26 protein-coding genes are annotated in these 25,632 nt (G+C 35.2%); 10 read left to right on the forward strand and 16 right to left on the reverse strand.

Annotated features, from left to right (window positions below):
* Window positions 1-109 precede the first annotated feature (109 nt).
* The 13 genes from aat to sstT are packed head-to-tail and all read right to left on the reverse strand — an operon-like array spanning window position 110 to window position 12,335.
* The gene (gene aat / locus CQA38_RS01170; RefSeq protein WP_137632177.1) at window positions 110-754 is read right to left on the reverse strand and encodes a leucyl/phenylalanyl-tRNA--protein transferase; all 645 of its coding nucleotides are present in this window, start codon (window positions 752-754) and stop codon (window positions 110-112) included.
* The gene (locus CQA38_RS01175) at window positions 729-2,849 is read right to left on the reverse strand and encodes an AAA family ATPase (RefSeq protein ID WP_137632178.1); all 2,121 of its coding nucleotides are present in this window, start codon (window positions 2,847-2,849) and stop codon (window positions 729-731) included. The genes aat and CQA38_RS01175 overlap by 26 nt, the downstream gene beginning before the upstream one ends.
* Entirely contained in the window at window positions 2,846-3,136 is a 291-nt protein-coding gene (locus tag CQA38_RS01180; protein WP_137632179.1) for an ATP-dependent Clp protease adaptor ClpS, read from the reverse strand. The genes CQA38_RS01175 and CQA38_RS01180 overlap by 4 nt, the downstream gene beginning before the upstream one ends.
* Entirely contained in the window at window positions 3,123-3,740 is a 618-nt protein-coding gene (locus tag CQA38_RS01185) for a TlpA disulfide reductase family protein (protein WP_137632180.1), read from the reverse strand. The genes CQA38_RS01180 and CQA38_RS01185 overlap by 14 nt, the downstream gene beginning before the upstream one ends.
* Before the next feature lie 2 nt (window positions 3,741-3,742).
* Window positions 3,743-4,192: an SsrA-binding protein SmpB gene (smpB, locus tag CQA38_RS01190; protein WP_137632181.1), complete on the reverse strand. Its 450-nt coding sequence runs from the start codon at window positions 4,190-4,192 to the stop codon at window positions 3,743-3,745.
* Window positions 4,192-4,950 carry a 4-(cytidine 5'-diphospho)-2-C-methyl-D-erythritol kinase gene (locus tag CQA38_RS01195; protein WP_137632182.1) on the reverse strand — a complete coding sequence of 253 codons (759 nt, stop codon included), beginning with the start codon at window positions 4,948-4,950 and terminating at the stop codon, window positions 4,192-4,194. Before CQA38_RS01195 ends, smpB begins: the two co-directional genes overlap by 1 nt.
* Window positions 4,947-5,180, reverse strand: a complete 234-nt coding sequence (csrA, locus tag CQA38_RS01200; protein WP_137632183.1) for a carbon storage regulator CsrA — start codon at window positions 5,178-5,180, stop codon at window positions 4,947-4,949. Before csrA ends, CQA38_RS01195 begins: the two co-directional genes overlap by 4 nt.
* Window positions 5,174-5,986 (reverse strand): tRNA pseudouridine(55) synthase TruB, encoded by an 813-nt coding sequence (gene truB / locus CQA38_RS01205; RefSeq protein ID WP_137632184.1) that lies wholly within the window; start codon window positions 5,984-5,986, stop codon window positions 5,174-5,176. The genes csrA and truB overlap by 7 nt, the downstream gene beginning before the upstream one ends.
* On the reverse strand, window positions 5,983-8,055 hold the full coding sequence (locus CQA38_RS01210; protein WP_137632185.1) for a UvrD-helicase domain-containing protein: 2,073 nt from the start codon (window positions 8,053-8,055) through the stop codon (window positions 5,983-5,985). Before CQA38_RS01210 ends, truB begins: the two co-directional genes overlap by 4 nt.
* Entirely contained in the window at window positions 8,052-8,498 is a 447-nt protein-coding gene (locus tag CQA38_RS01215) for a hypothetical protein (RefSeq protein WP_170999455.1), read from the reverse strand. Before CQA38_RS01215 ends, CQA38_RS01210 begins: the two co-directional genes overlap by 4 nt.
* Window positions 8,495-10,213, reverse strand: coding sequence for a M3 family oligoendopeptidase (locus tag CQA38_RS01220; RefSeq protein ID WP_137632186.1), 1,719 nt, complete (start codon window positions 10,211-10,213; stop codon window positions 8,495-8,497). The genes CQA38_RS01215 and CQA38_RS01220 overlap by 4 nt, the downstream gene beginning before the upstream one ends.
* A gap of 11 nt (window positions 10,214-10,224) precedes the next feature.
* The gene (locus CQA38_RS01225) at window positions 10,225-11,106 is read right to left on the reverse strand and encodes an aspartate carbamoyltransferase catalytic subunit (protein WP_137632187.1); all 882 of its coding nucleotides are present in this window, start codon (window positions 11,104-11,106) and stop codon (window positions 10,225-10,227) included.
* An 8-nt stretch (window positions 11,107-11,114) separates the two neighbouring features.
* Window positions 11,115-12,335, reverse strand: a complete 1,221-nt coding sequence (gene sstT, locus CQA38_RS01230; protein WP_137632188.1) for a serine/threonine transporter SstT — start codon at window positions 12,333-12,335, stop codon at window positions 11,115-11,117.
* Between the two features lie 256 nt (window positions 12,336-12,591).
* Between sstT and CQA38_RS09175 the strand changes: the two genes are divergently transcribed.
* The 10 genes from CQA38_RS09175 (at window position 12,592) to metK (ending at window position 23,423) form a co-directional block, all read left to right on the forward strand.
* Window positions 12,592-12,744 (forward strand): hypothetical protein, encoded by a 153-nt coding sequence (locus CQA38_RS09175; protein ID WP_170999456.1) that lies wholly within the window; start codon window positions 12,592-12,594, stop codon window positions 12,742-12,744.
* 235 nt (window positions 12,745-12,979) lie between these two features.
* Complete coding sequence (locus CQA38_RS01235; RefSeq protein ID WP_137632189.1) at window positions 12,980-14,698, forward strand: DUF2972 domain-containing protein; 1,719 nt, start codon at window positions 12,980-12,982, stop codon at window positions 14,696-14,698.
* Between the two features lie 134 nt (window positions 14,699-14,832).
* Complete coding sequence (locus CQA38_RS01240; RefSeq protein WP_137632190.1) at window positions 14,833-15,609, forward strand: class I SAM-dependent methyltransferase; 777 nt, start codon at window positions 14,833-14,835, stop codon at window positions 15,607-15,609.
* 64 nt (window positions 15,610-15,673) lie between these two features.
* The gene (locus tag CQA38_RS01245; protein WP_137632191.1) at window positions 15,674-16,444 is read left to right on the forward strand and encodes a class I SAM-dependent methyltransferase; all 771 of its coding nucleotides are present in this window, start codon (window positions 15,674-15,676) and stop codon (window positions 16,442-16,444) included.
* A gap of 35 nt (window positions 16,445-16,479) precedes the next feature.
* Entirely contained in the window at window positions 16,480-18,816 is a 2,337-nt protein-coding gene (locus tag CQA38_RS01250) for a PEP-utilizing enzyme (protein WP_137632303.1), read from the forward strand.
* Entirely contained in the window at window positions 18,807-19,424 is a 618-nt protein-coding gene (locus tag CQA38_RS01255) for a gamma-glutamyl-CDP-amidate hydrolase (RefSeq protein WP_137632192.1), read from the forward strand. Before CQA38_RS01250 ends, CQA38_RS01255 begins: the two co-directional genes overlap by 10 nt.
* A 19-nt stretch (window positions 19,425-19,443) precedes the next feature.
* Entirely contained in the window at window positions 19,444-20,217 is a 774-nt protein-coding gene (locus tag CQA38_RS01260) for a phosphocholine cytidylyltransferase family protein (RefSeq protein ID WP_137632193.1), read from the forward strand.
* Window positions 20,211-20,738 carry an adenylyl-sulfate kinase gene (locus CQA38_RS01265; RefSeq protein WP_137632194.1) on the forward strand — a complete coding sequence of 176 codons (528 nt, stop codon included), beginning with the start codon at window positions 20,211-20,213 and terminating at the stop codon, window positions 20,736-20,738. Before CQA38_RS01260 ends, CQA38_RS01265 begins: the two co-directional genes overlap by 7 nt.
* 12 nt (window positions 20,739-20,750) lie before the next feature.
* Window positions 20,751-22,151: a DUF2972 domain-containing protein gene (locus tag CQA38_RS01270; RefSeq protein ID WP_137632195.1), complete on the forward strand. Its 1,401-nt coding sequence runs from the start codon at window positions 20,751-20,753 to the stop codon at window positions 22,149-22,151.
* A 72-nt stretch (window positions 22,152-22,223) separates the two neighbouring features.
* Window positions 22,224-23,423 carry a methionine adenosyltransferase gene (gene metK, locus CQA38_RS01275; RefSeq protein WP_137632196.1) on the forward strand — a complete coding sequence of 400 codons (1,200 nt, stop codon included), beginning with the start codon at window positions 22,224-22,226 and terminating at the stop codon, window positions 23,421-23,423.
* Window positions 23,424-23,487: 64 nt separating this feature from the next.
* Here the strand turns inward: metK and hisIE are convergent, their stop codons facing one another.
* The 3 genes from hisIE to hisA are packed head-to-tail and all read right to left on the reverse strand — an operon-like array spanning window position 23,488 to window position 25,603.
* A complete protein-coding gene (gene hisIE, locus CQA38_RS01280) occupies window positions 23,488-24,108 on the reverse strand; it encodes a bifunctional phosphoribosyl-AMP cyclohydrolase/phosphoribosyl-ATP diphosphatase HisIE (RefSeq protein WP_137632197.1) in 621 nt (206 codons plus the stop codon).
* A gap of 2 nt (window positions 24,109-24,110) precedes the next feature.
* Complete coding sequence (hisF, locus tag CQA38_RS01285; protein ID WP_137632198.1) at window positions 24,111-24,878, reverse strand: imidazole glycerol phosphate synthase subunit HisF; 768 nt, start codon at window positions 24,876-24,878, stop codon at window positions 24,111-24,113.
* Window positions 24,860-25,603 carry a 1-(5-phosphoribosyl)-5-[(5-phosphoribosylamino)methylideneamino]imidazole-4-carboxamide isomerase gene (hisA, locus tag CQA38_RS01290; RefSeq protein WP_137632304.1) on the reverse strand — a complete coding sequence of 248 codons (744 nt, stop codon included), beginning with the start codon at window positions 25,601-25,603 and terminating at the stop codon, window positions 24,860-24,862. The genes hisF and hisA overlap by 19 nt, the downstream gene beginning before the upstream one ends.
* Window positions 25,604-25,632 lie beyond the last annotated feature (29 nt).

Raw genomic sequence — 25,632 nt, forward strand, 5'->3', positions numbered from 1 at the left:
ATAGGTTTTGTAGAGTTTGTGTGATAAAATTTGAGTAGCTTGGATTTATTTCATTTTACTTTTGCAAACTCTAAAATTAAGCTTATGTTATTTTAAATTAAAAAGAAAACTAAAGCAACTCTTTAAAGCTTTCAAAACCACTTTCTTGTTCTACTTTTTCTTTTAAAAGGCTAAGAAAGTCTTTTCTTGTAAGCTTTTTTGCACCCATGAACTCTAGGTGTGGATTATGCACTTGACAATCAATGATAAACTCAAAAGGTTCTAAAAGCTCACAAAGCTTTATCATGGCTAGTTTTGAGACATTTTTTTGAAGACTTACCATACTTTCACCAAAAAACACCTTGCCTATGATAAGTCCGTAAATTCCACCCACTAGTTCGTCTTTTTCATAGACTTCTAGGGAGTGCAAAAAGCCTTGTTTTAAAAGCTCTTCATAGGCTTTTAAAAAATTGTCATCAATCCAAGTGCGTTTTCTTGTGCTTGCACATAGTTTGATTAGCCTTAAAGAGGCTTCATCAAGCTTAAACTCATAGTGTTTAAAAAAACGTCTGAGGCTTTTTTGTTTATAAATATCAGCTGGAAAAAGCGTCATTCTAGGATCAGGACACCACCAAGTTGTGGGATTACTCGTCCAAGGAAAAAGCCCAAAGCGGTAAGCTTTAAGCAAAAAATCACTTTCTAAGTGCGGAGTTAAAAACACCGGCGCATCACTAGGGGCGTTTAAAAGCTTAGAATACAAACTCGATTGTGTCATTTTTGCCAAGCCTTAGCTCAACTAAACCGCCGTTTTTAAGCTTGCCAAATAAAAGCTCATCGCTGAGTTTTTCGCCTATTTCTTCAGCAATAACGCGTTTTAAAAGACGCACGCCAAATTCTTTTTTATAGGCTTTTTTAGCGAGATAAATTTTAAGCTTTTTATCTGCTTTTATGCTAATATTTTTGAGATTTTTACTGATCTCATCAAGCTCTTTTTGCACTATCTTTTCAAGCACACTATCATCTAAATCATTAAAATGAATGATCTTATCGATCCTGTTTAAAAACTCTGGCGCAAAAAAGTCTTTCACAGCCTTTGAGCTTTTTTCTTCAAGCTTGCTTAAAAAGCCAAGTTCATTGCTTTCTTTTAAGCCTAAATTTGAAGTCATGACGATGATGGTGTTTTGAAAATCAGCCCTTAAGCCACTACTATCAGTTAAACTTGCATTATCAAAGATTTGCAAAAAGGTATTGCTAAGATCAGGATGAGCTTTTTCAATCTCATCAAATAAGATCACGCTAAAAGGATTTTTTCGCACCGCATTGCTTAAAAGCCCACCATCTTCATAACCCACATAACCAGCAGGAGCTCCAATAAGCCTTGAAATAGCGTGTTTTTCAGCATATTCACTCATGTCAAAACGTTCTAAATGTAACCCTAAGTTTTTTGCCAAAGCCTTGCAAAGCTCAGTTTTTCCAACCCCACTTGAGCCGGTAAATAAAAATACACCTTTTGGGGAATGAGCGTTTTTTAAGCCAGCATAGCTTTGTTTTAAAGTCGCACAAAGTGAGCTTATAGCCTCATCTTGTCCAAAAATTTCTTTTTTGAGATTAGTGCTTAAATTTTTAAGCAATTTTGCTTTATCAAGCTCAAAAACCTTGTGTGAATGAGTCATTTTAGCAAGTGTGTTTTCAAGGTCTTTTAGGCTTGCTTTGCTAGCTTTGCGTTTTTCAAGCTTAAAAGAAGCCCCAAGCTCATCAAGCAAATCAATCGCACAATCAGGTAAAAACTTATCTGTAAAAAACTTCTTTCCAAGCTCTACACAAGCTTGTAGCACCTCATCATCAAATTTCACGCCGTGGTATTTTTCATAAGTGCTTCTTAAGCCTTTTAGGATTTGCAGGCATTCTTCTTTGCTTGGCTCATCAACATCAATCTTTGCAAAGCGTCTGCTTAAAGCCTTGTTTTTATCAAAAGAGTTTTTATACTCCATAAAAGTTGTTGCGCCGATACATTTTAATGTGCCGTTACTTAGAGCAGGTTTAAGTAAATTTGACATATCAGTATGACTTTCATTTGCTGCTCCAGCACCAACCATAGTGTGAATTTCATCGATAAACAAGATGGCGTTGTCTATTTTTTGAAGTTCGCTTACTATATCTTTAAGACGTTTTTCAAAATCGCCTCTGTATTTGGTGCCAGAAAGTAAAGAGCTGATATCAAGGCTAAAAATCCTTGCATTTGCTAAGTTTTGTGGAACTTTTTTTTGAGTGATGGCTAAGGCTAAACCATCAACGATAGCTGTTTTACCAACGCCTGCTTCGCCTACTAAGATAGGGTTGTTTTTCTTGCGACGCGAGAGGATTTGCACCATTCTTTCTAGCTCAAAGCTTCTGCCGATGAGTGGATCAAGCTTGCCTTTAGTAGCAAGTTCGGTTAAGTCTGTGGTGAAGTTTTTAAGATTTTCAAGCTCGCTTTGAGTTTTTAATTCTTCGATTTTGTTTAAATTTAAAGCGTGTTTTTCAAGCAAAAATTTAGAATAAGTGCGTTCATCTTTGCTAAGTTCTTCAAGGAAGTCTATAATTTTTGGCTCTGTGTCAAGCTTGTGTAAGATATCATCTAAGACAACTGAATTTATGGGTTCTATGTCTTTGTTTAGGATTTGATTTTTTTGGGCTATATGGTTTTTTAGCTCATTTTCTAGGGCGTCAAAATCCGCATCTGCAAATTCTTCAAAAATTTCTTTAAAATCCGGACTTAGCTTTAAAAGAGCAAAAAGCAAATGCTCGCAAGTTACGAACTCATGGCGGTTAATCGCACTGAGGTGCTTAGCATTAGCAAGGTATTTTTTCAAATCTTCTTGGTATTTCATTCTTCTTCTATCCTTGTTTGAAGTGGAAAATTAGCTATTTTTGCAGCCTGTTCAACTTGTTTTTGTTTTGAAAGGGCGATTTCTTCAGTATATACTCCACACACTCCGCTTCCTTGATAATGAATTTCAAGCATAAGGCGATTTGCGGCGTCTAAATCAAAATGAAAAATATCCATTAAAATTTCGATCACAAAGTCCATAGTCGTAACTTCATCATTTAAAAGCAAAAGCTTAAACATCTTTGGCTGGCTAAGTTCTAGCTTTTCAAGACTTTCAGTTTTTGGCATTTTTTTCCTTGATTGTGTTTAAATCCTCTTGCATAAGTTCGGTTGGAACCTTACCAAGATAAAATTTCACACTTTTAGCATTGTTATAATAATCGCTTAAGTCTTGATACTCTCCGTTTTGAAGCACGACTTTAAAAGGAAGTTGTTCCATATTTTGATAATTTATATCTTTTAAGGCTTGAGCGATAATCCTTGCGTTTTGATCTGAATTGCTTAAAAAATAAAAGGCTCCAAAATCATGAGCAAACTGCCTTACAGCTTCATCACTCACGCTTTCAAAATGCGTCAAGCCAATGAGAACAAAATTCTTAGCATTGTTTTTCCAAAGCTGCGTTAAGTGGCTTGCTTCTTCTTTGCACGGCGCACAAAAAGTGCCAAAAAAATCAAGCATGACAATCTTTTCTTCTTCGCCCTTGATAACAAAGCCATTTTGAGTTCTTACAAGAGTTTTACTGCCTCCATTAACACTTTGTAAGGTGATCTCATCGCCTTTTTGATACTCATCAAACAAAAAGTCATTTTGCACTTGTTCTTGATTGTCACAGGCGATGAAAAAAAGGCTTAATATGCCTAAAAATAAGGCTTTTACATAAGATGCTTTCAAATTTATATCCCTTTCAAAGCTGCTCTTGCTTCAAGATCAGCTTGTTTTTTCTTTAAAACTTCTCTTTTATCATGCAAGGTTTTGCCCTTAGCTAAGGCTAGGCTTGCTTTGACCTTGTTTTTAGCGTTAAAATATAGCTCTAAAACGACTAAGGTTAAGCCATCTTGTGAGACCTTGCCAAAAAGTTTGTCGATTTGTTTTCTATGCATTAAAAGCTTTCTTGCTCCTCTTTCTTCGTGTTTAAAATGTGAATTTGTTGTGCTTAGATGAGCAATGTGAGCATTAAGTAAAAAAAGCTCGCCTTTAATCACTCTTACAAAAGAATCTTTTAAATTCGCTCTGCCAGCCCTTAAAGCCACAACTTCACTTCCTTTAAGTACCACTCCAGCTTCAAAACGTTCAAGTATGGCATAATCAAATAAAGCCTTTTTATTGCGCGCAATAATCTTCATCAAACCACCTTAAATACGCTACTTCCACTACCACTTAAAAAAAAGTTTTCTTGCATAAAAGAAAGCATTTTAGGATACAAATTTATACAAGGAGTAAATAAATCATTAAGCTCTGTATTTTTATACTCAAAAAGCTCATGATTTTTAAGCGTAAGAAGCTTTAAGGCAAGCTTTTCATTGGCTTTATAATCATGTGGATTGTGATCAAATTCTTGATAAATCAAAGGCGTTTTGCACTCTATAGCTGGAAAAATAAACTCAAGTTTTGGCAAATCATCTTCAAACTCCGTGATAAACTGCCCCGTGCCACTGACATGAGCGCATTTATACTGACTTAAAAAAAACGGCACATCAGAACCTAAAGAAAAGCCAATTTGCATAAGTTTTTCTTGAGGAATTTTTAAATTCAAAGTTTCATTCATCAGCATTAAAAAACAAGCTGCATCACTACTTCCTCCACCAAGTCCCCCACCTTGAGGGATATTTTTGATGAGTTTGAGGCTGTATTTGCTAAAGCATTCTTCAAGCTCATTTTTAAAGCCAGCCTTGCAAAGGGCGTTAAAAGCTTTAAAAATGATATTATCCTCGCAGTAAAAATCACTGATAAGCTCAAAGCCGGTTTTTGATTTTTCAGTGCTTAAAAAAAGCTCATCAAAAAAATCTTCAAGCAAGATAAAACGAGAGTGCAAAAGATGATAGTTTCTCTCATCAAGTCCAATAAGTTTTAAAAAAAGATTTGCTTTAGCGTATGCTTTCATTTGCTTTGCTTTAGCTTTTGACTCAGATCATCAAGTTTGATATCAGAGCTGATGATAGAGTGTAGGTTTTCATCTTTAATCTGTGCGATAAGCTCTTTTCTTAGTATCATTAAAGACTTTGGTGCTTCTATGCCTATCTTAACATAGCCCTTGCTTACTTGAATGATTTTAATTTCTATATCCTCGCCAATTTGCACGCTTTCATTTTCTTTTCTTGATAAAATCAACATTTTTCCACCTTATTTAAAAGATATTTTACCTTTTTATCCTTGATAGCAATCACACTAAAAAAATCTTTATCCTCGATAAAATACTCGCCTTCATCTTGAATTTCAAGCTCATCAAGACTGATTTTTGTGCCATTTTCAAGCTTATTTATATCCAAAAGCGAGTTTTGTTTTAAATTTAAGTATTCTAGCACATTTAAGCTTTTTTCATCATTATATACAAATTTTCCCTCACTTAGCCTTTCAAGTGCGCTTAAAGTAGCTTTTACGCCAAGCCTTGAAGCGATAATCTCACAATATGAACGCACATACGCACCCTCACTAACGCTAAGTTCTATGCTTAAAAAAGGGTGCATATAATGCAGTATTTTACACTCATAAATATACATTTTGCATGTTTTAAGCTCAGCTTTTTCACCTCTTTTGGCAAGCTCATAAGCTCTTTTTCCTTGCACTCTTTTTGCGCTAAATTGCGGTGGGATAAACTCAAGCTCGCCTTTGATAAGTGTGTTTTTGATCTGTTCTTTGCTAAAGGCTAAAGGCAAGCTTAATTCTGTGATATTGTGTTTATCAAGACTTTTTGAGCTTGCTCCTAGCCAGATTGTCGCTTTGTAGCGCTTGGGTGTTTTGTCTAAAAAGCGGAAGAGTTTGGTGTATTGGTTAAAAGCGATGATTAAAACACCTTTTGCGAAGGGATCAAGCGTGCCTGAAAAGCCTGCTTTTTTGACTTTGTATTTTTTCTTTAAGGTGCCTAAAAAGGCGTTTGAGCTGATATTTGCTGGTTTATATGCTACAAAAAGTTTGTTCATGAAATTTTTTCCACAAAAGAAGCAAGTAAAGTGCGTTCTATACCGCCAAAATTTATACTAAGTTTTAATTCGCCTTTATTTGATACGCTTATAACCCTGCCTATGCCAAAAATTTTGTGTTTGATTAAATCGCCTTTTTTAAATTCGGCATTTTTTGGCTCTTCTTTTTTATCTTTGTTTTCATTTGTGATTTCATCTAAAAATCTACTTTTGTGAATTTGTGCTCTTGAGCCTCTAAAAAATCTTGAGTGAGTATAGCTTAAAAACAAGCCTTTTTTAGCTCTTGTGATGGCTACATACGCAAGCCTTCGCTCTTCTTCAAGCTCATTTATGTCATTTTGTAAAGGAAAAAAGCCTTCCTCAAGCCCTATGATAAAAACGTAATCAAACTCAAGCCCCTTGCTTGCGTGTATGCTCATCAAAAAAACACTTTCACCTTCCAAATCATCTTGATCGCTAAGCAAAGAAATTTCATTGAGTATATCATCTAGGCTTTCATAATCTCTTGCTTTTTCTTTAAGGCTAGCAAAAAACTCGTCCATATTTTGCACTCTATCCTCGCCATCAATGAGGTTTTCATAATACTCCTTTAAGCCAAAGCTTTTTTCAAAACTTGCAAATAAAGTCTTTAAATCTGTGTTTTGGCTTAATTCACGCAAGTTTTGAAGTTCATTTGCAAATTTTTTTAATTCTTCATTGAGCTTTGCACTGAAAAAATTCGTATCAAGTGTGCTTTGCAAGGCTTGAAAAAGCGAGATTTTTTGAGTTTTGGCTAAATTTTCAAGTTTTTCTAAAGCCTTGTTGCCAAAGCCTCGTTTTGGGCGGTTGATAATGCGTTTAAACGAAAAATCATCGTGAGGATTGTGAATAAGTCTAAGATAAGAGATCATATCTTTAATCTCAGCTCTTTCATAAAAACGAATTCCGCTAAGTATCTTAAAAGGGATTTTCTCGCGCATAAAAGCTTCTTCAAGTGAGCGAGAAAGGGCATTTACCCTGTAAAGTAGGGCGATTTCGCTTGCTTTTATGCCTTGTAAGAGAAGTTTTTTGATCTTTGAAGCGATATAACTAGCTTCGGCTTTTTCATCAAAATTTTCTATGATTTGCACTTCTTCGCCCTCATCTTTAGTGCTGATGAGTATTTTTCCTAGCCTTGTTTCATTGTTGGCTATCAAGGTGTTTGCAGCTTTTAGAATTTGAGAACTTGAGCGGTAATTATGCTCTAGTTTAACAAGCTTAACCTTATCAAACTGCTTTTGGAAATTTAAAATATTTTCTATCCTTGCTCCACGCCACGCATAAATGCTTTGATCATCATCGCCCACAACGACTATATTTTGATGTGTTGCGCAAAGACTTTGTAAGATGGTGTATTGTAAGGCATTTGTATCTTGATACTCATCGACCATTATGTATTGATAATGCCTACTTTGCTCTTTTTTAAAAACTTCATCAGCATTTAAAATTTGACTTGTTAAAAGCAATAAATCATCAAAATCCACAAGATTATTTTGCAGTAAAAAAGCCTCATAGAGTTTATACACCCGCGCGAGTTCTTCAAGAGCGGCTGGGTTTGGATTTTGGTTTTTAAGAAGTTCTAAGTCTTTGAAAAAATCCTCCACGCTTGTAGCTTCGTTTTTAAGCTTTGAGATATATGCACTCAAAGTTGTGCTTGAAAGCTTTTTATCTTCATTAACCAGTTCTTTTACAATGCGTTTTTTATCCTCACTATCAATGATTAAAAAATCATTCTTGCGTCCAAGTTTTTCTATATGAAGCCTTAAAAATAAAAGCCCAAATTTATGAAAAGTGCAAAGCAAGGGACTAGCAAGCTTTTGTTTTTGAATGAGTGCTAAGGCTCTGCTTTTCATCACATTTGCAGCTTTGTTTGTGAAGGTTAAAGTTAGGCTTTGGCTTGCGTCAATGCCTACTTCATCGATTAGATAAGCTAGGCGAGTGGTGATAGTTTTAGTTTTTCCAGAGCCTGCTCCAGCTAGGATAAGCATAGCTCCTTCAAGATGGCTTGCAGCTTCTTTTTGGCTTTCATTTAGCCCTTCAAAGAGTTTCATTTTTTAAGGCTGGCTTTGTTTTTTGGATTTTTAAGAAAGATATTGATCGAGTTTTGAGTGAGTTCTTTATCGTCTTTTTTTCTTTCATAATGAGAAAAATTCACAAAAACAACATCATTTTCGATCTGAATTTGCGTGATCGCTCCTAGATCAATACTTACAAAAGTAGCAAAGTCATCAAGTCCAAAACCAGCGTGAAAGGTGATTTGCTCTTCATTAAGCTCAATACTTTCAAAGGTATAGCCAGCCAAAGCAAATAAAGCATAAGGGTTTTTTTTAAGGTCTAAATGCTCGGGCAAAGGTGGATCAAAATCGATAAATTTTGTCTTTGCAACTACGCCAAATTCACTTTTTTGAGCCATTAAGCTTTTGATAATCTCAAAGCAATGTTTTTGCATAAGCTTTACAAAATCAGCATTAGCAAGGAAATTTTCTATTTTCATTCAAGCTCCATAAATTCATCAACAAGTTTTTTTATCTCTTTTATGCCTATATCCCAAAAATGCTTATCTTCTATATCAAAGCCAAACATGCCAATAAGCTCTTTTGGATCTTTGCTACCTCCTAAAGATAGCATTTTGATATAAAGCTGGGTGAAATTTTCACATTTCTTGCTCTTATAAAGTCCATATAAAGCTAAAACCAGAAGCTGTGCGTAAGCATAAGCATAGCAATAAAATGGACTATGAATAAAATGTGGGATATAAGACCACCAAGAAGCATATCTTTTTCCTAAAATCACACTATCTTGAAACATTTTTTTGCTTTCTTGCATCCAAATTTCATTGATCTTTTCTGTGCTAAGTTCATCCTCGTGGGCGTGAATCCTGCGTTCAAAGGTGGTAAAATTGATCTGTCTATAAAGCGTGGCAAAAATGTCTTCAATCTTTGCTGCATAAAGCCCTATAAGCTCATCTTTTTTCAGCTCTTTTTTTAAGAGATCAAAAACAAGCATTTCAGCAAAAACTGAGGCTGTTTCAGCTGTAGTTAAGGGTGTGTCTTGATTAAGATAGCTTACATTATAAGAAAGTTTTTGATGTATGGTGTGTCCAAGCTCATGAGCAAGAGTAAAAAGATCGCGTCTTTTTTTGGTATAATTAAGCAAAACATAAGGGTGCGTATCTGGCGTAGCTGAGTGAGAAAATGCCCCGCCTCTTTTGCCTTCTTTTGGGTAAATATCAATCCATTCTTTTTCAAAAGCTTCATTAGCTATGTCAAAAAAAGTAGGGCTAAAATTTTTAAAAGCTTTTAAAACTATGCTTTTTGCCTCGCTAAACTCCATGCTAATATCCTTGCCAATAGGAGCGTATCTATCATAATCTTTTAATGTTTTAAAGCCCAAAATTTGCTTTTTCTTTTTATAAAATTGACTCACTAGATCAAAGTTTTTTTCTGTGCAGTTTATAAGCGCATCAACGCTATTTTGTGAAATTTGATTGCTTAGATGTCTTGATTCTTCGGCGTTTTTAAAGCCTCTTAGCTTGCAAATGCTTGCCCTTTCAGTTTTTATCATATTGTAGATATAAGTTAAAAGTGGGGCATTTTTTTCAAGCACTTTGCTAAAGGCTTTTGCAGCCTTTTTACGCACTTTTCTATCCGCATTTGACATTTTAGAAAGTATTTCTTCTTCGCTTAAAAGCTCGTTTTCAAAAGGGATTTTAAGTCTTGCTAGGCTTTCATCAAAGAGTCTTGAAAAGGCTTGTGCTCCAGTGTTAGAAAGATTTAAGATGATTCGCTCTTCTTTTTGGCTGAGTTTGTGTTTTTTGTTTTTTAAAAGATTGTTTAGATAAAAGCTATATTCTTTTAAGTGAGCTGCAAATTCTTTGCTTTTTGCCTCATTTAGTTCGCAAAACTCAAGTTCAAAAAAGAGTAAATTTTCCTCACTTTGCTTGCATTCATTTTCACATTTTGCTAAAAAGCTACCCTTGCTTGTATCGCTTGCAAAGTTCAAATATGCATAAGTCATGATCTTACCAAGCTTGATTAAAAGGCTTTCATACTCTTTTATGGCTTTTTCAAAGTCTTGATAAGAAAGCGTTTCAAGCTTGTTTTCATAGCTTTGCTTAAAAGCTTTACTTTGTTTTTGTGTCTCTTGTATAGTTCTTTCAAGCTCATTTTCAGTTTCAAATAAATCTTTTAAATTCCAATTTTCTTTCATCATTTTTTCCTTTATTCATTTTCTAAGATAAGTTTTTTTAAAGCCGCCATTCTAATGGCTACACCGTGTTTGACTTGCTTTAAAACCAAAGAACGAGGATCGGCTAATACTTCATCGCTAATGTCTATATTTCTATGCACTGGACCAGGGTGTAAGATGATGACTTTTTTATCTTTAATGCGTTCTTTAGTGATACAAAAATCATTTGCATAATCTTTTAAAGAGCCATACATTTGCTTTTGGTGTCTTTCAGTTTGCGTTCTTAAACTCATGATAATATCAGCTTGTTCTATGGCGTCTTTGAGCTTATAGGTTTTTTCAAGCTTGATATTTGGCATAAAATGAGGTGGGGCAACTAAGATGATCTTTAAGCCAAAACGACTCAAAAGCTCTATATTTGAAGCAGCTACTCTTGAGTTTTTGATATCTCCAACGATAATGATAGTTTTATTTTCTACCTCGCCATTATATGCTTTCATGATAGTAAAAAGATCAAGCAGGGCTTGAGTAGGGTGAGCGTGCTTGCCATCGCCCCCATTTAAAACAGGACAATGCACATATTTTGCCAAAGAAGCAGGCACTCCAGAGTGCTGATGACGCACCACTATGGCACTTGGATTCATCGCGTCTAAATTTGCAGCTGTATCAAAGAGAGTTTCGCCCTTGCTTGAACTTGATCTTGAAACATCAAGACGCAAAACTTTAGCGTCAAGTCTTTTTGCAGCTGTTTCAAAAGAAGAAAGTGTGCGCGTAGAGTTTTCAAAAAAGATAGTCGTGATACTCTTGCCTTTAAGCGTAGCTCTAGGCTTTTCATCTAAATACTCACTTGCTTGTTTAAAAAGCTCTAAAACCTCGTCCTTACTAAAATCCCTTGTCGTGATGAGGTGTCTCATAGCTTCTCCTATATCTTTAAATTCAGCTCATTTTGAGAACAAATCGCCGTAAAAAGCACATCAGTTGAGCTATTTAAGGCTGTTTCAACGCTATCTTGTATCACGCCTATAACAAAGCCTACAGCCACCACTTGCATAGCGATATCATAGTCAATATTAAGCAAAGAGCAAGCCAGAGGGATAAGAAGCAAAGAGCCTCCAGCTACTCCACTTGCTCCACACGCTGCAAAAGTAGCGATTATACTTAAAAGTATAGCTTCAAAAAGGCTGATATGTATGCCCAAAGTATGAGCTGCTGCAAGGCTTAAAACGGCTATGGTTACAGCTGCTCCAGCCATATTTATCGTAGCTCCTAAGGGGATAGAAACTCCATATAAGTTTTTATCCACGCCAAGCTTTTCACAAAGTGCCATATTTACAGGGATATTTGCAGCTGAACTTCGTGTGAAAAAGGCAAAAACCGCACTTTGCTTAAGGCAGATAAAGATGAGCGGATAAGGATTTTTTTTCGTAACGATAAAAACGATGAGAGCATTGATGATAAAAGCCACAAAAAACATAGTCAAAACAAGCACCACAAGTAGCTTTAAGTAGCTGATTAAGCCAGCTGCGCCAGTGCTTGCGATAGAATGAGCTACTAAAGCAAAGATACCAAAAGGAGCAAGTTTGACGATGAATTTAACGATCTTTAAAACGCCATGATTGATATCAACAAATAGCTCTTTAGCGTGAGCTGAGCAATGTTTCATCGCCATACCAAAGGCTATAGCCCAAGTTAAAATGCCTATGTAGTTGCCATTTGCAAGGGCATTGATAGGATTATCAACGATCTTAAAAAGCAAGTCTTTAAAAACCATACCTATGCTTTCAGGCGAAGAATTACTCGCCTTTTCAACTCCGTTTAAAACAAGCTCAACAGGGAATGCAAAGCTTATAACAACAGCGCTTGCTGAAGCTAAAAAAGTGCCGATGATATATAAAAAGATGATATTTTTCATTTTGTGATTGCTTTGAGAAAAGTCTTTGGTGCAAAGAGAGGTTGCTATGAGTATAAATACTAAAATAGGCGCGATAGCCTTTAAAGCTCCTATAAATAAATCGCCCAAAATACTGACATAAGGTACAAACTCAGGCAAGAATGCTCCAAGAAGAACACCAGCAATGATACCGATGAAGATTTGTAAGATTAAATTGCCGTTTTTATATTTGCAAATTAGGTTTGAAAGCATGCAAAGCCTTTCTTTTGTGTAAAAAATTTATAAATTCTATCAAAATCAAGCTTAAATTCAAAACTTTTTCAAATTTATTTATATTTTCCCAAATTTTCCAAAAAACCCCCAAACTCCCCCTTTCGTTTTTTTTTTTTTTGATATAATACTTTTTCATTTTTAAAAAGAATAAATTTAAAACAACAACAAACAACCACAAATGATGTATCACTAAAATACATTAAAAATTAAGTCCAATTAAGGAGAAAAAACACAAATGCATAAACTCACAGCTTCACAAAGGATTAAAAATACTCTTTCTTATAAAATAGGCTTAGAACTTATAAACACTGATAAAAAACTCAAAGAAAAAAATGCTCTTGTTAAATTCACTCTAGGGGGGGGGGGCTTACCTTTCTTTAGTCTATAAACTCTATCATATAAAAAAGCAACACTACAAAGAACTTAAACTTTACAAACAAATCATAAAAATATTTCCAGAACTTCAAAGAGCAAAGCTTGAAAGCTTAAGTGATTATCATGAAGCTGTAATATGTCAATTTCATCTAGCTTATCTTTTAGGACAAGCTTTTATTAAAGCTGATAAATCTTGGTATAAGGGAGGGTATTTAAAACTCTTTGAATACATCAAAGAAGCTAAGCTTATGCATAAGAACTTTTTACACCTTAAAGACACTATACAAGAACTTCATATAAATAAAGGTCATATACTAAGCTTACTTAAAGAAGATGAAAGCTTTTATTTTACTCAAGCTCAAAAACTTAATCCCAAGCTTTTTCATCAAGCTTCTTTTTCTTTTAAAGATTTAAATTTTAAAAGTTTAGACTTTATACTTACTCATATAGATACTATACAAACTTGGTTAGCTTCAGATAAATTTAAAGAAAAATACCTTGATACTAAGCATTCTTATCCAGCCTTGCTTGATTGTGATGTGTTGCAAGCAAATTTAGAGAAAGAGCAAAAGAGTGTAGAGAATGAGAAAGTAAATAAAAATAAAGCCTTTAATATAAATCAAGAAAATATAAATAAAAATAAGTTTGATAAAACTAGTGAAAATAATGCCAATGAAGATGAGTTTGATGCAAATGAAACTTTATCTTATAATGATATACCAGCTGAAGTGGCTTGGGAGTTGAATTTAGCTTTGCCTGATAAGTTTGATTTTATGGCTATTGTGAAAGCAGTAAGTGGGCATGCCATGATGTATTATGTTATATTTCCAGAATGTAAAATTCGTTATGTAAATGGCTTTGGTAATGGGCAAAATAGTGAAAGCTTTTATAAACAATCTTATGAAAAATTGCTTCATACCCAAGAAAATTATAATTTACTTGATTTTATATGCTACGGATATGAACAATGCATAGAAAAAATTTGTGCCATCTTAGCCTATTATCAAGATAAAAAAATTATTTTCAATACTCGTGATCCTTTTGGAAGAATGGGCTCTGCTATTAATCACATCGATTGGATTTATATGGGAGAGCATACCTCAGGTAAAATTTTTGCTAATATAAATTTAAGCACTCCTTTCAAAAAGAGCATCGATACTGTTCGCTATTTTTGTAATGGGGCATCAGAACCTACTCTTGATAGATTTTGCAATCAACATATAATGGCATTAAGTGATTTTTATTTTCATACCATTACAAAATATTTTAAGCAAGATAAAATTTACTATCTTGATATTGAAGATTTAGCTCAAGATAGATGTTATGATACATTTTGTAAATTAGCTAGTATTTTTAATTTTTCAAAGCCTCGACTAGAAGCAAAAGAAAAATTTGCTTGCAAGCATAATTCCCCTTGTTATGGAATGCTACCTTGTATAATCTTAGCTCACAATGATGACATGGATAATGTTTATTTTGAGGGTAAGACAAGTCCTGAAAATTTAGAAAGTTTAAAGAAAAAAGAAGATGGGGTGCAATTTGCTGTCGCCTTGAGACTTATCAAATTTCAAAGCAAATTTAATAAAGAAGTGAGCGAAAATCTTTATCCAGACTATGAGAAGTGGCACGAAAATAATAATCTTTTTAAAGAATGTGGGATTTTTATCAATCATGAAGATTGGCAACGCCTTAAAGAGAATAAAAAACTATTTCAAGCTGTTAAAAAATACTTGCAAGGTTTTATGCCAGCTTTAAAAAATGAGATAAAAAGACAAAAAGCTATTCAAATAAGCAAAGAGCAAATTTTACAATATTACAATGATAGAGAAAATTTAAAGAAAGAACTTTATTTTCATTTAAAAAAAGAACTAATAGATATCAAACAAACTCGCCCTGATATCATCGCTTCTTGGAAATACTACAATGAATTTGAAAAAATGTGTGAGGAATTAGATGGAAAAGATTAATTAAAGTTAAAAAATGTTTAAAATAAACAAGATTTAAAGAACAAAAAAAGGTTTTATCGAATTTAAGCTATAATTGCTTTTTGTATTTTGCTTTAAAAAATTAAGAAAATTTTATACTAAAAAAAGGAGAAAGAATGAAACAAGGGGATTTTACTCAGGTTGCTAAACATTATCACAACCGCCCTGCTTATAGTGCTTTTTTGCTTGAAAAGTTGCTTGCTTGCATTAATGACACACAAAAGCCAAGAAATGAGCTTAGAGTGGCTGAGGTTGGAGCTGGCACTGGTAAGCTTACGCGTATGCTTTGTGAGGATTTAAAGCTTAAGGTAAGTGCTGTTGAGCCAAATGATGCGATGAGAGCTGAGGGTGAGCTTGATACTAAAGGGCTTGATATTACTTGGCTAAAAGGTAGCGGAGAGCAAACGAATTTGCCTTCAAACTCGGCTGATTGGCTTATAATGGCAAGTTCTTTTCACTGGACTGATCCGCAAAAGTCCTTGCCAGAGTTTGCCAGAGTGCTGGGGGGGGGGGCTTACCTTTCCATCATCTACAATCCACGTCATATCATAGAAGGCTCAGTCTTTGATGAGATCGAAAAGGAAATTAAGAATATTGTTCCAGAGCTTACTCGTGTGAGTTCAGGGGTGCAAAACACCAAAAAATGGGAAGAAGTTCTCATTTCAACTGGGGATTTTACAGACTGCTTTTTTATGGAGTGTGATTATAGTGAAAAATGGAGCAAAGAGCGATATTTAGGAGCTTGGCACTCTGTAAATGATATACAAGCTCAAGCAGGAGAGAAAAGATGGCAAGAAATTTTAGCCATGATTGAGGCAAAAATTTCTTGTTTTGATGAACTTATCGTGCCTTATAAAATTCGTGCCTGGACGGCTAGAAAGGCTGATAAATAAGATAAGTTTTAGCAAATTTTTCTCTTTTTAGGCTTGAGTTTTCACGCAAAAAAAAGAGGAAAAAATGCAAAAACTTGTTGAACAAAATTGGGATTATACCAAGCACGCTAAATTTTATGAATACCGCCCAAACTACGCACCAAAGAGTATAGACATGCTTTTATGCCTAGCAAAAGGAGCAAATCAAAATGCCTTAAGGGTAGCTGACATAGGAGCTGGCACAGGAAATTTAAGTATAATGTTACTTGAAAGAGGCTGCAAAGTAGTAGCTGTTGAGCCAAATGATGCGATGAGAGAAATTGGCATTGATAGAACAAAGGGACAAGATATAGAATGGATACGCGCTACAGGGCTTGAATCTGGACTTGAAAATGAAAGCTTTGACTGGCTTACCTTTGGGAGCAGTTTTAATGTCATGGATAGAAACCTAGCCTTAAAAGAAGCCTATAGAGTGCTTAAAAAAGGAGCGTATTTTTCATGCATGTGGAATCATAGGGATTTAAATGATGCGGTGCAAAAAGAAGCTGAGGCTATCATCACGCATTTTGTGCCAAGTTATGAAAGAGGTGTTCGCAGGGAAGAGCAAAGAAGCTTTATAGAAAAGCATAAAGAACTTTTTGACACCATAGTGTATTTAGAAGAGGATTTTTATTTTCATCAAAGCTTGCAAAATTATATTTTAGCATGGCAAAGTGTGAAAAATCCTTACTGGGACTTAGATACAAATGAGGGCAAAAAGCTTTTTGAAGCCATTTGTGAAGAGTTTAAAAAGAAACTTCCAAGCGAATTTAAGATAAAATACACCACCAGAAGCTGGAGTGCAAAAAAGCAATAGGCTTAAATTTAAGGAAAAAGTAAATGAAACAAAGCATGCAAAAACTAAACTTTCAAAGCAAGGCAAGGAATTTACTTGCTTTACAAAGTGTTTTAAAATCAGCTAAGGTTTTACCTTGTGTCATCACTTCTTTAAGTAAGCTTAAAAAAGATCAACAAGGCGAATTAAAAAAGATCAAGTCTTTGCATGCTAACACCCTCATCATAAGAAGTTCTTCAAAAAGTGAAGATAGCGAGGCTAGCTCAAATGCAGGCGCTTTTTTAAGCCTTGCAAATATTAAAGCTAGTGATGAGTCAGCCTTGCTTAAAGCCCTGCAAGAAGTAGGTTCTTCTATGCCTCATGAAGATGATGAAATTCTCATTCAAGCCATGCTTACTCAAATCAAGCTTTGTGGGGTAGCTTTTAGCGTAGATAAGGATAATCTTAGCCCTTATTTTTGTATCCAGTATGATAAATCTGGCTCAAATGCAAGCATAACTGATGGCAGTGCTAAAGAGCTTACGAGCTTTTTTCATTATAGAAATGCCCCTTTACCTAAGCATAAGCGTTTAGCAAGGATTATCACACTCATTAAAGAGCTTGAAAGGCTTTTTGGCAGTGCTTTTTTGGATATTGAGTTTGCTTTTGCTGAATTTAAGGGCGAGGAAGAGCTTTTTTGCTTGCAGGTGCGTCCTTTAGTGAGTAAAAACAAGCTTAATCTTTTCAAAGCCCTACCAAAAGAGGCTTTAACTAGGCTTTCTAAACGCTTTGAATCCTTGCAAAACTCAAGGCTTGAAGTCTATGGTAAAAAAGCTATTTTTGGGGTTATGCCTGATTGGAATCCAGCTGAAATCATAGGCTTAAAGCCAAAACGTCTAGCTCTTAGCCTTTATAAAGAGATTGTAACAGATAATATTTGGGCGTATCAAAGGGATAATTATGGCTATAAAAATTTACGCTCTCATCCTTTAATGCACTCATTTTTAGGCATTGCTTATATAGATGTGAGGCTTTCTTTTAATTCTTTTATCCCAAAAGATTTAGAAGCTAGCATTGCTAATAAGCTTGCTAATTATTATCTTGCTAAGCTTGAGAAAAATCCTTATTTGCATGATAAGATAGAATTTGATATAGTCTTTTCAAGCTATGATTTTGATCTTTCTCAAAAACTTGCTCCACTTTTACAAGAAGGCTTTAATGAAAATGAGCTTAAACGCATAGAATTTAGCCTCTTAAATCTTACAAATTCCATCATCGATCCAAAAAATGGGCTTTATCTTAAAGATATAGAAAAATGCAAAAAACTACAAACTAGCTTTAAAGAGCTAGAAAAAAGTAAAATTTCACTCATAGATAAGATTTATTGGGCTATAGAAGATTGTAAGAGGTATGGGACACTACCTTTTGCAGGCGTAGCAAGGGCTGCTTTTGTAGCTATGCAAATGCTTAATTCTCTTGTAGAAATAGGCTTTTTAAGCAAGGAAGAAAGGGCTTTGTTTTTAAACTCACTCCAAACCATTAGTAAAAAACTAAGCCTTGCAAGTTGCAATTTAGACTCTTCTAACAAAGAAGCCTTTTTAGCTCATTTTGGGCACCTAAGAGCAGGCACTTATAATATACTCTCACCTCGCTATGATGAAGCTTTTGAGCTTTATTTTGATGAAAAACAAAACAAAACCCCACTACATCAAGAAAAGCCCTTTAAGCTCAGTGCTAAAAGGCTTAAAGAGCTTGATATTTTGCTGAAAGAAAATGGGCTTATCGTTAATGCAAAAGAATTTTTTGCCTTCTTAAAAACAGCGATCGAGGGCAGAGAAGAGCTTAAATTTGAGTTTTCAAAGCTGCTTTCCTTAGTCTTAAAACTCATCGAAGAACTTGGCAGGCATTATGAGATAGACAAAGAGGACTTAGCACACCTAGACATCAAAGAGCTTTTAAATCTTTATTCCTCCTTATACTCAAAAAGCCCTAAAAAAAGGCTTTTAAGTCAAATTTCTATCAACAAAGCCGAATACGAGCTCACCCAAGCTTTAAAATTACCAAGCCTCATCACTCATAAGGAGCAAATTTTTAGCTTTTTTGCCCCTAGTTTAGCTCCAAATTTCATCACCCAAAAAAGCCTTGTAGCCTATACAGCCTTAGAACATGAAAAAGAGCTTGAGGGCAAGATAGTTTTAATTTATGCAGCTGATCCGGGTTATGATTATTTATTTTCTAAAAATATAGCTGGTTTTATCACTTGTTATGGAGGGGCAAACTCACACATGGCAATTAGAGCAAGCGAGCTTGGCTTACCTGCTGTAATAGGCGTTGGAGAGGAAAATTTTAAAAAATATTTAAGTGCAAAAAAATTGCGTTTAGAATGTGAAAGCGAGTTGATATTTTGTCTTTAAAATTTATTGGCATTACTCAAAGATTGGTGCAAAATGAAAGCTATTTTGAGCTAAGAGAAGCTTTAAGTTTAGAATGGGGAGTGTTTTTTAAAGAGCATTTTCAAGGCTTTTTACCCCTGCCTTTAAGCTATGAGCTTGATTTTGCTTTATACGAGCCTTTTTTAGCTGGGGTGATCTTAAGTGGGGGCAATGATTTAAGCGTATTTAATGAAAATGAGCTTTGCAAAAGGCGAGATATTTATGAAAACAAGCTTTTAAAAACTTGCATGCTTAAAAATAAGCCAGTTTTAGGCATTTGCAGAGGTGCCCAGCTTATCGCGCATTTTTTTGGCTCAAGCCTAAAACAATGTCAAGATCATGTAGGCAAGCACGAGGTAAAAGATATGCAAGAAAAACTGAGCTTTGAAGTAAATTCTTTTCATAATTTTAGCATTTATGCTTTGGGGCAGGATTTGCAAGCTTTGTTTAAGGCTGATGATGAGAGTATAGAAGCTTTTAGGCATAAAAAACTTAATATTTATGCTACAATGTGGCATATAGAAAGAGCTGGCGGACTTGAAAATACCCAAGTTTTAGATGAGTTTAAAAAAAGCTTAAACAAGGCTTGATTTTAAAAAAAGGAAAAAAGTGAAAGCATTAATCCTAGCAGCAGGCTTTGGCTCAAGGCTCATGCCTTTAACTAAAGATAAGCCAAAAACTATGGTTGAATACAAAAATAAAAGCTTGATTGAGTATGAAATCACAGCCCTAAAAGAAGCTGGCATAGATGAAATAGCTGTGGTTGGAGGCTATAAATTTGAGGTTTTAAAAGACTTTATCCGCAAAAAATTTAAGCTTAATACTTTTTTTGAAAATAAAAATTATGCCAGCACGAATATGCTGCATTCACTTTTTAGTGCAAGGGAGTTTTTGCAAAGCTGTATAGATGAAAAAAAGGACTTAATCATTTCTTATGCTGATATAGTGTATTTTAAAGATAGTATCGAGGCTTTAAAGCAGGCTAGTGGCGAGCTTTGTATATGCGTGGATTTAAACTGGCAAAAACTTTGGGAGGCTAGGTTTGATGATATTTTAAGCGATGCTGAGACTTTAAAATTTGAAGGAGAGTTCATCAAAGAGCTTGGCAAAAAGCCCAAGAGCTTAGCTGATATAGAGGCTCAATACATGGGGCTTTTTAAAATTTCTCATGGCTTTTTACCTTCTTTTATAGATTTTTTTGATAGCTTAGATAAAAATGCCTTGTATGACGCGCAAAATTATAATAATATCTACATGACAAGCTTTTTGCAAGGCTTGATTGATAAATTTAACAACGCTAAGGCAGTAAAATTAAAGGGCAATTGGTGTGAGATTGATTTTAAAAGCGATTTAGAGCTTGACTTAAAGGACTTTTTATGCTAACTCAAGGAGCAGTCATTTGGCTAACAGGTTTAGCTGGGAGTGGTAAAAGCTATATAGCTTTGGCACTTTGCGAGGCTTTACGCAAAGACAAATCAAATGTGATTTATTTAGATGGAGATGAGCTAAGAGAGCTTTTGGGGCATTTTGGCTACGATAAAAAATCCCGCCTTGAAGTGTCCTTAAAAAGAAGTGCTTTTGCCTCTTTTTTAAGCAAACAAGGCATGATAGTTGTAGTCAGTGCCATTTCTATGTGGAATGAAATTTATGCTTATAACCGCAAGAATTTGCAAAATTATTTTGAAGTTTATGTAAAATGTGATTTTGAAGAGCTTAAAAGACGCGATAAAAAAGCCCTTTATAGCAAGGCTTTAAGCGGAGAGATGCAAGATGTAGTCGGCGTTGATATAAAATTTGATGAGCCAAAGCCTCATTTAGTGCTTGATAATACTAAGCTAAACGAGCTTGAAACGAAGGTGCAAAGCATAATTTCAAGCTTTAACAAGGCTTTTCATTTGCTTTAAAAAGGAAAATATTTGCAAGAGTTTCTTACAACCTTAAATCAAAGACTAAGCCCTCAAGGAGCAAATTTACTCTTAAGCGCACTTAAAAACTCACAAAGAGAGGAATTTTTTAGCTTTGTGCTTGAGAATTTAGAGCACATCATCGCTTGGCTTAACTCAAGTGAATTTACTCAAAATTACGCTCATTTAGCTTATCCTCCGCTTTTAAATCCTAATTTTGTTGATACTGATTCAAGTAGGCATTGTGCACAGCTAGCATGGGATTTAAATTTGCCTTTGCCAAAACATTATAAATTTATTTATATCTCCCCACATGGGAGTGGAGCGGCGGCTTTTTTGAGGTTTTTAAATCAATGCTGTGGAGTCTTTTGTGCAGCTTCTTGGGTGCTACCTTTTGATTCAAATGAAAGATATATCTTTCATTTTATGCATTTAAGTGCTGGGGGGGGGGGATTTAAAAATTTAGCCTTAAATCTTTCTGAGCTTAATGTCAAGGATTTTGATAAATTCCTTGCCCTGCTTGATCAAAATGCAAATATTATCTATGCCTTGCGTGATCCTATAAGCTTGCTTAAACACTGCGTTGGTAGGGATTGGAGCAAGGTTGCAAGGAATTTTGTGCCTGAGTTTGATTTAAGTTTTGATTTTAGAGCGTATTTGGAATTTTTAAGGCATAAAAAGCCAGAGCTTCATATCAATTTTAACGAGCTTAGAAATAGTAGCTTTTTAGCTCATGCCTTGCTGCCTCATTTTAATTTAGCCAAAATTCATTTTATGGATATGAGTGAGCTTGATTTTGATAAGGCTGAAGAAACTATGAAAAATTTAGCCTTGAAATTTGATTTTGCACAGCCTGATGAAAGCAAAAGAGCACTTTTTAAAATGAAAGAATTTAAAGGCTATATAAGATATTTATTCCCCCTAAAACTCTTTGTGAATGAAAAAGATATAAAGCAAGTGTTTAGCCTTAAAAAGCCAAATAATACCAAAAACAGCACTATCAACAAAGAAAATAGCCTTGTATTACTCTTTTCCCAGCTTTTTGATCATCAAGATATGATAAATATCATGAATGAATTTTATGAAGGCGAGCTTAACAAGCACATGGGAATTTATACAACTCAGGCTGAGTTTGAGCATTTAAAAGCAAGTAAAGAGCTTTTTAAAGCCACAAAAGCTTATCTAGGCGAGTTTTGCAAAGCTTTACAAGAAGTAGTTGATGAAACAGAGCAAAACTTACTTAAAGAAGAAGAGCTTTTAGACTTTTTAAAACACAATGAAAGCCAAAGAAAAGAATTTAAAAAACTCCTTGATGAAGACTTAAAACTCATCAAAAAAGCCTGCCCTCATATCCTTGCTTCTTGGAAGTATTACGCAAGCTTTGAAAAGCTTTGCAAAGACTTAGATTCATAATTAAGTTTAAAAGAATAATTTTTCGCTATAATCGCTCTTGTCTTTTAGACAAATAAATCCAAAAGGAAAACAATGTATCTATTCACTTCTGAAGTTGTTAGTCCGGGACACCCTGATAAGTGTGCGGACATTATCGCTGATACTATAGTGGATATACTCTTAAGTCATGACAAAGACTCAAGAGTGGCGAGTGAAGTCTTTGTCGCAGGCAACAAGGTTGTCATCGGCGGAGAAGTCAAGTCAAAACACAAGTTAAGCTTCAAAGACTATGAAGACTTAGTCAAAAATGCGCTTGCTAAGATAGGTTATGATGGCAAGGGCTATTTTACAAAGGCTCAATGCTTGCATCCTGATGAGGTAGAAACCCTTGTGTTTTTAAACGAACAAAGCCCTGATATTAATCAAGGCGTAGATCAAGAAAGCGGAGAAATAGGCGCAGGCGATCAAGGCATAATGTTTGGCTTTGCAAGTTGTGAAGCTGATGAGTATATGCCAGCAGCCATTTCTTATGCCAGAATGCTTTGCGATAAGGTATATAACTACGCAAAGGCAAATCCAAACAAGCTTGGTGTTGATATAAAAACCCAAGTGACTATAGACTATGGAAATAAAAGCAATTTTGAAAACTGCAAGCCTCAAAGTATACACACCATAGTTGTTTCAGCCCCAAGTGTAGAGAATTTACACATTGATGAGGTGAGGGCTTTGATTAAAGAGCTTATTTTGGATTCAAATTTACCAAAAGAGCTTTTTCACCCAGAAAAAACGCGTATTTTAATCAATCCTACAGGAAAATATGTCAATCACTCCTCCTTACACGATAGTGGTTTAACCGGACGCAAGCTCATCGTTGATAGCTTTGGAGGATACTCGCCAATTGGCGGAGGCGCACAATCAAGCAAGGATTATACTAAGGTTGATAGAAGCGGACTTTACGCAGCAAGATGGCTTGCTAAAAACATAGTCGCAGCAGGTCTAGCTAAAAAATGTGTGGTGCAGCTAAGTTACGCTATAGGAGTGGCTGAGCCAACCTCAGTAAGCGTTGATTGTATGGGGACAAATGAGGGCGTTGATGATAATAAATTAAGCGAATTTGTGATGAAAAATTATGCTTTAACGCCAAATTGGATCAAAAATAAATTTGAGCTTGATAAGCCAAAAGCCGGACATTTTAGCTATGCTGATGTAGCCGCTCGTGGGCAAGTTGGACAAAAGGATTATCCTTGGGAAAAACTTGATGCTGTGTCTGATTTTAAGGCTTTGAAAGGTTAAGATCGCATAATCAAATAAAAGGCTTGTCTTGCGATGAGCCTTTTATTTTTTTGTTTTAGATTGATTATTTGCTTTTATTTCTCTCTTTAAGTACGGCTATAACATCGCTTAGGCTTAAATTTTGATCAGCTAAAAGCACGCTGAGGTGAAAGAGTAGATCCGCACTTTCATTACAAAGTTCTGTATTATCGCCAGCTACAGCTGCTAGGGCACTTTCTACACCTTCTTCACCGACTTTTTGGGCTATTCTTTTTGTGCCACTTTGAAAAAGTTTTGCTGTGTAGGAGTTTTCAGCTAAAGCATTTTTGCGTGTGTTGATAAGCTTTTCAAGTCTTGCTAGAAAGACCATATCAGCTTTTTTAGAAATTTGTTCAAAGCAAGAAATGCTTCCCGTATGACAAGTTGCTCCGCAAGGTTTAGCCAAGATCAAAAGCGTGTCATTATCGCAATCAAGCCCAAGTTCGATAATATCTAAAAAATTCCCACTTTCCTCGCCCTTAAGCCAAAGTCTATTTTTGGTGCGTGAGAAAAATACCACTCGTTTAAGCTTCAAACTTTGCCTTAAAGCTTCCTCATTCATATAGCCAAGCATAAGCACTTCAGCACTTTTGTGATCTTGAATGATAACAGGTAAAAGATTATTTACCTTTTGCCAATTTATTTGTGAGATAAGTTCTTCTTGCATATTTATATCCTTATATCTAAGCCTTGAGCCTTTAGATAGGCTTTAAGCTCTTTTATATCAACGACTTTTTGATGAAAAATGCTCGCAGCTAAGCAACCATCAACGCCAAGCTTAAAAGCTTCTAAAAAATGTCTTGCCTCGCCAGCTCCACCACTTGCTATAAGAGGAATGGCGCAAATTTCACGCACTGCTTTAAGCTGAGCTAGATCATAGCCTTTTTTCATACCATCTTGATTCATCATATTAAGCACTATTTCACCAGCTCCACGTTGCTGAGCCTCTTTTACCCATTCAAGCGTATTTTTACCACTTTGCTTGCTTGTGCTTTCATCGCCTGTGTATTGATATACTTTTAAATTTCCATTTTTATCTTTAAAGCTATCAATGCCTACTACCACGCATTGCACCCCAAAGCTTTTTGCTAGCCTTTCAATGAGGCTTGGATCATTTAAGGCTGGAGAATTGATAGAAATTTTATCTGCTCCATTGGCTAAAAGCTCTCTTGCGTCATCTTCGCTTTTTATGCCTCCAGCTACGCAAAATGGGATATTGATATTTTGAGCGACTTTGCTTACCCAAGCCCTTGAAATTCGCTCTTTTCTAGCACTTGCTGCAATATCATAAAACACAAGCTCATCTATACCCTCATTTGAATAAAACTTTGCAAGTTCTATAATGTCGCCCATATCTTGGTGGTTTTTAAACTGCACGCCTTTAACTACGCGTCCATCTTTTACATCAAGGCAAGCAATTATGCGTTTTGTAAGCATGCTAAAGCCTCCTTAACACTAAATTTATTATCTAACAAAGCCTTACCTACTATAACTCCGCTACAAACGCCCTTTAAAAGTCTTAAATCCTCAAGGCTACTTACTCCACCTGAGGCTTGAATTTCAATTTGTGGAAAAATCCTATGTATGAGAGTGTAAAGCTCAATATTTGCCCCACTCATCGTGCCGTCCCTTGAGATATCTGTGCATAAAAGGTGCTTAAGCCCTAGCTCGGCATAAAAATCAAGCACTTCTAAAAGTCTTTTACCACTTTGCTCTTGCCAGGCATTAATAGCGATTAAATAATCGCTTCCATCAGCATTTGGCAGGGCATCAAGGGCGAGTGTGATTTGTTCGGCGCCAAATTCTTTTAACATTTTGCTAGTAAATTCTGGATCTTTTACCGCTAAAGAACCTATGACAACGCGTTTTGCTCCTGCTTCAAGTAAAGCCTTGATATCTGCTTCATTTCTTACCCCGCCTCCAACTTGAAGATTTACTACCACTTCATTGCTTAATTTTTCTAAAAGCTTGATTTGTCTATTTTGTGGGTTTTTTGCGCCTTGCAGATCCACTAAATGAAGCCATTTTGCTCCTGCTTCTTCATATTGTCTAAATTTTTCTAAAGGTTCAAAATGATAGCTTTTTTGCTGAGCGTAATCCCCCTTAAAAAGGCGAACCACCTTGCCATCAAGCAAATCTAAAGCTGGAATAAGTTGGGTTATCATGATTTTTCCTTTTTTGATAATAACAC

This window comes from Campylobacter sp. MIT 12-5580, assembly GCF_005406235.1.
Classification (GTDB): domain Bacteria; phylum Campylobacterota; class Campylobacteria; order Campylobacterales; family Campylobacteraceae; genus Campylobacter_D.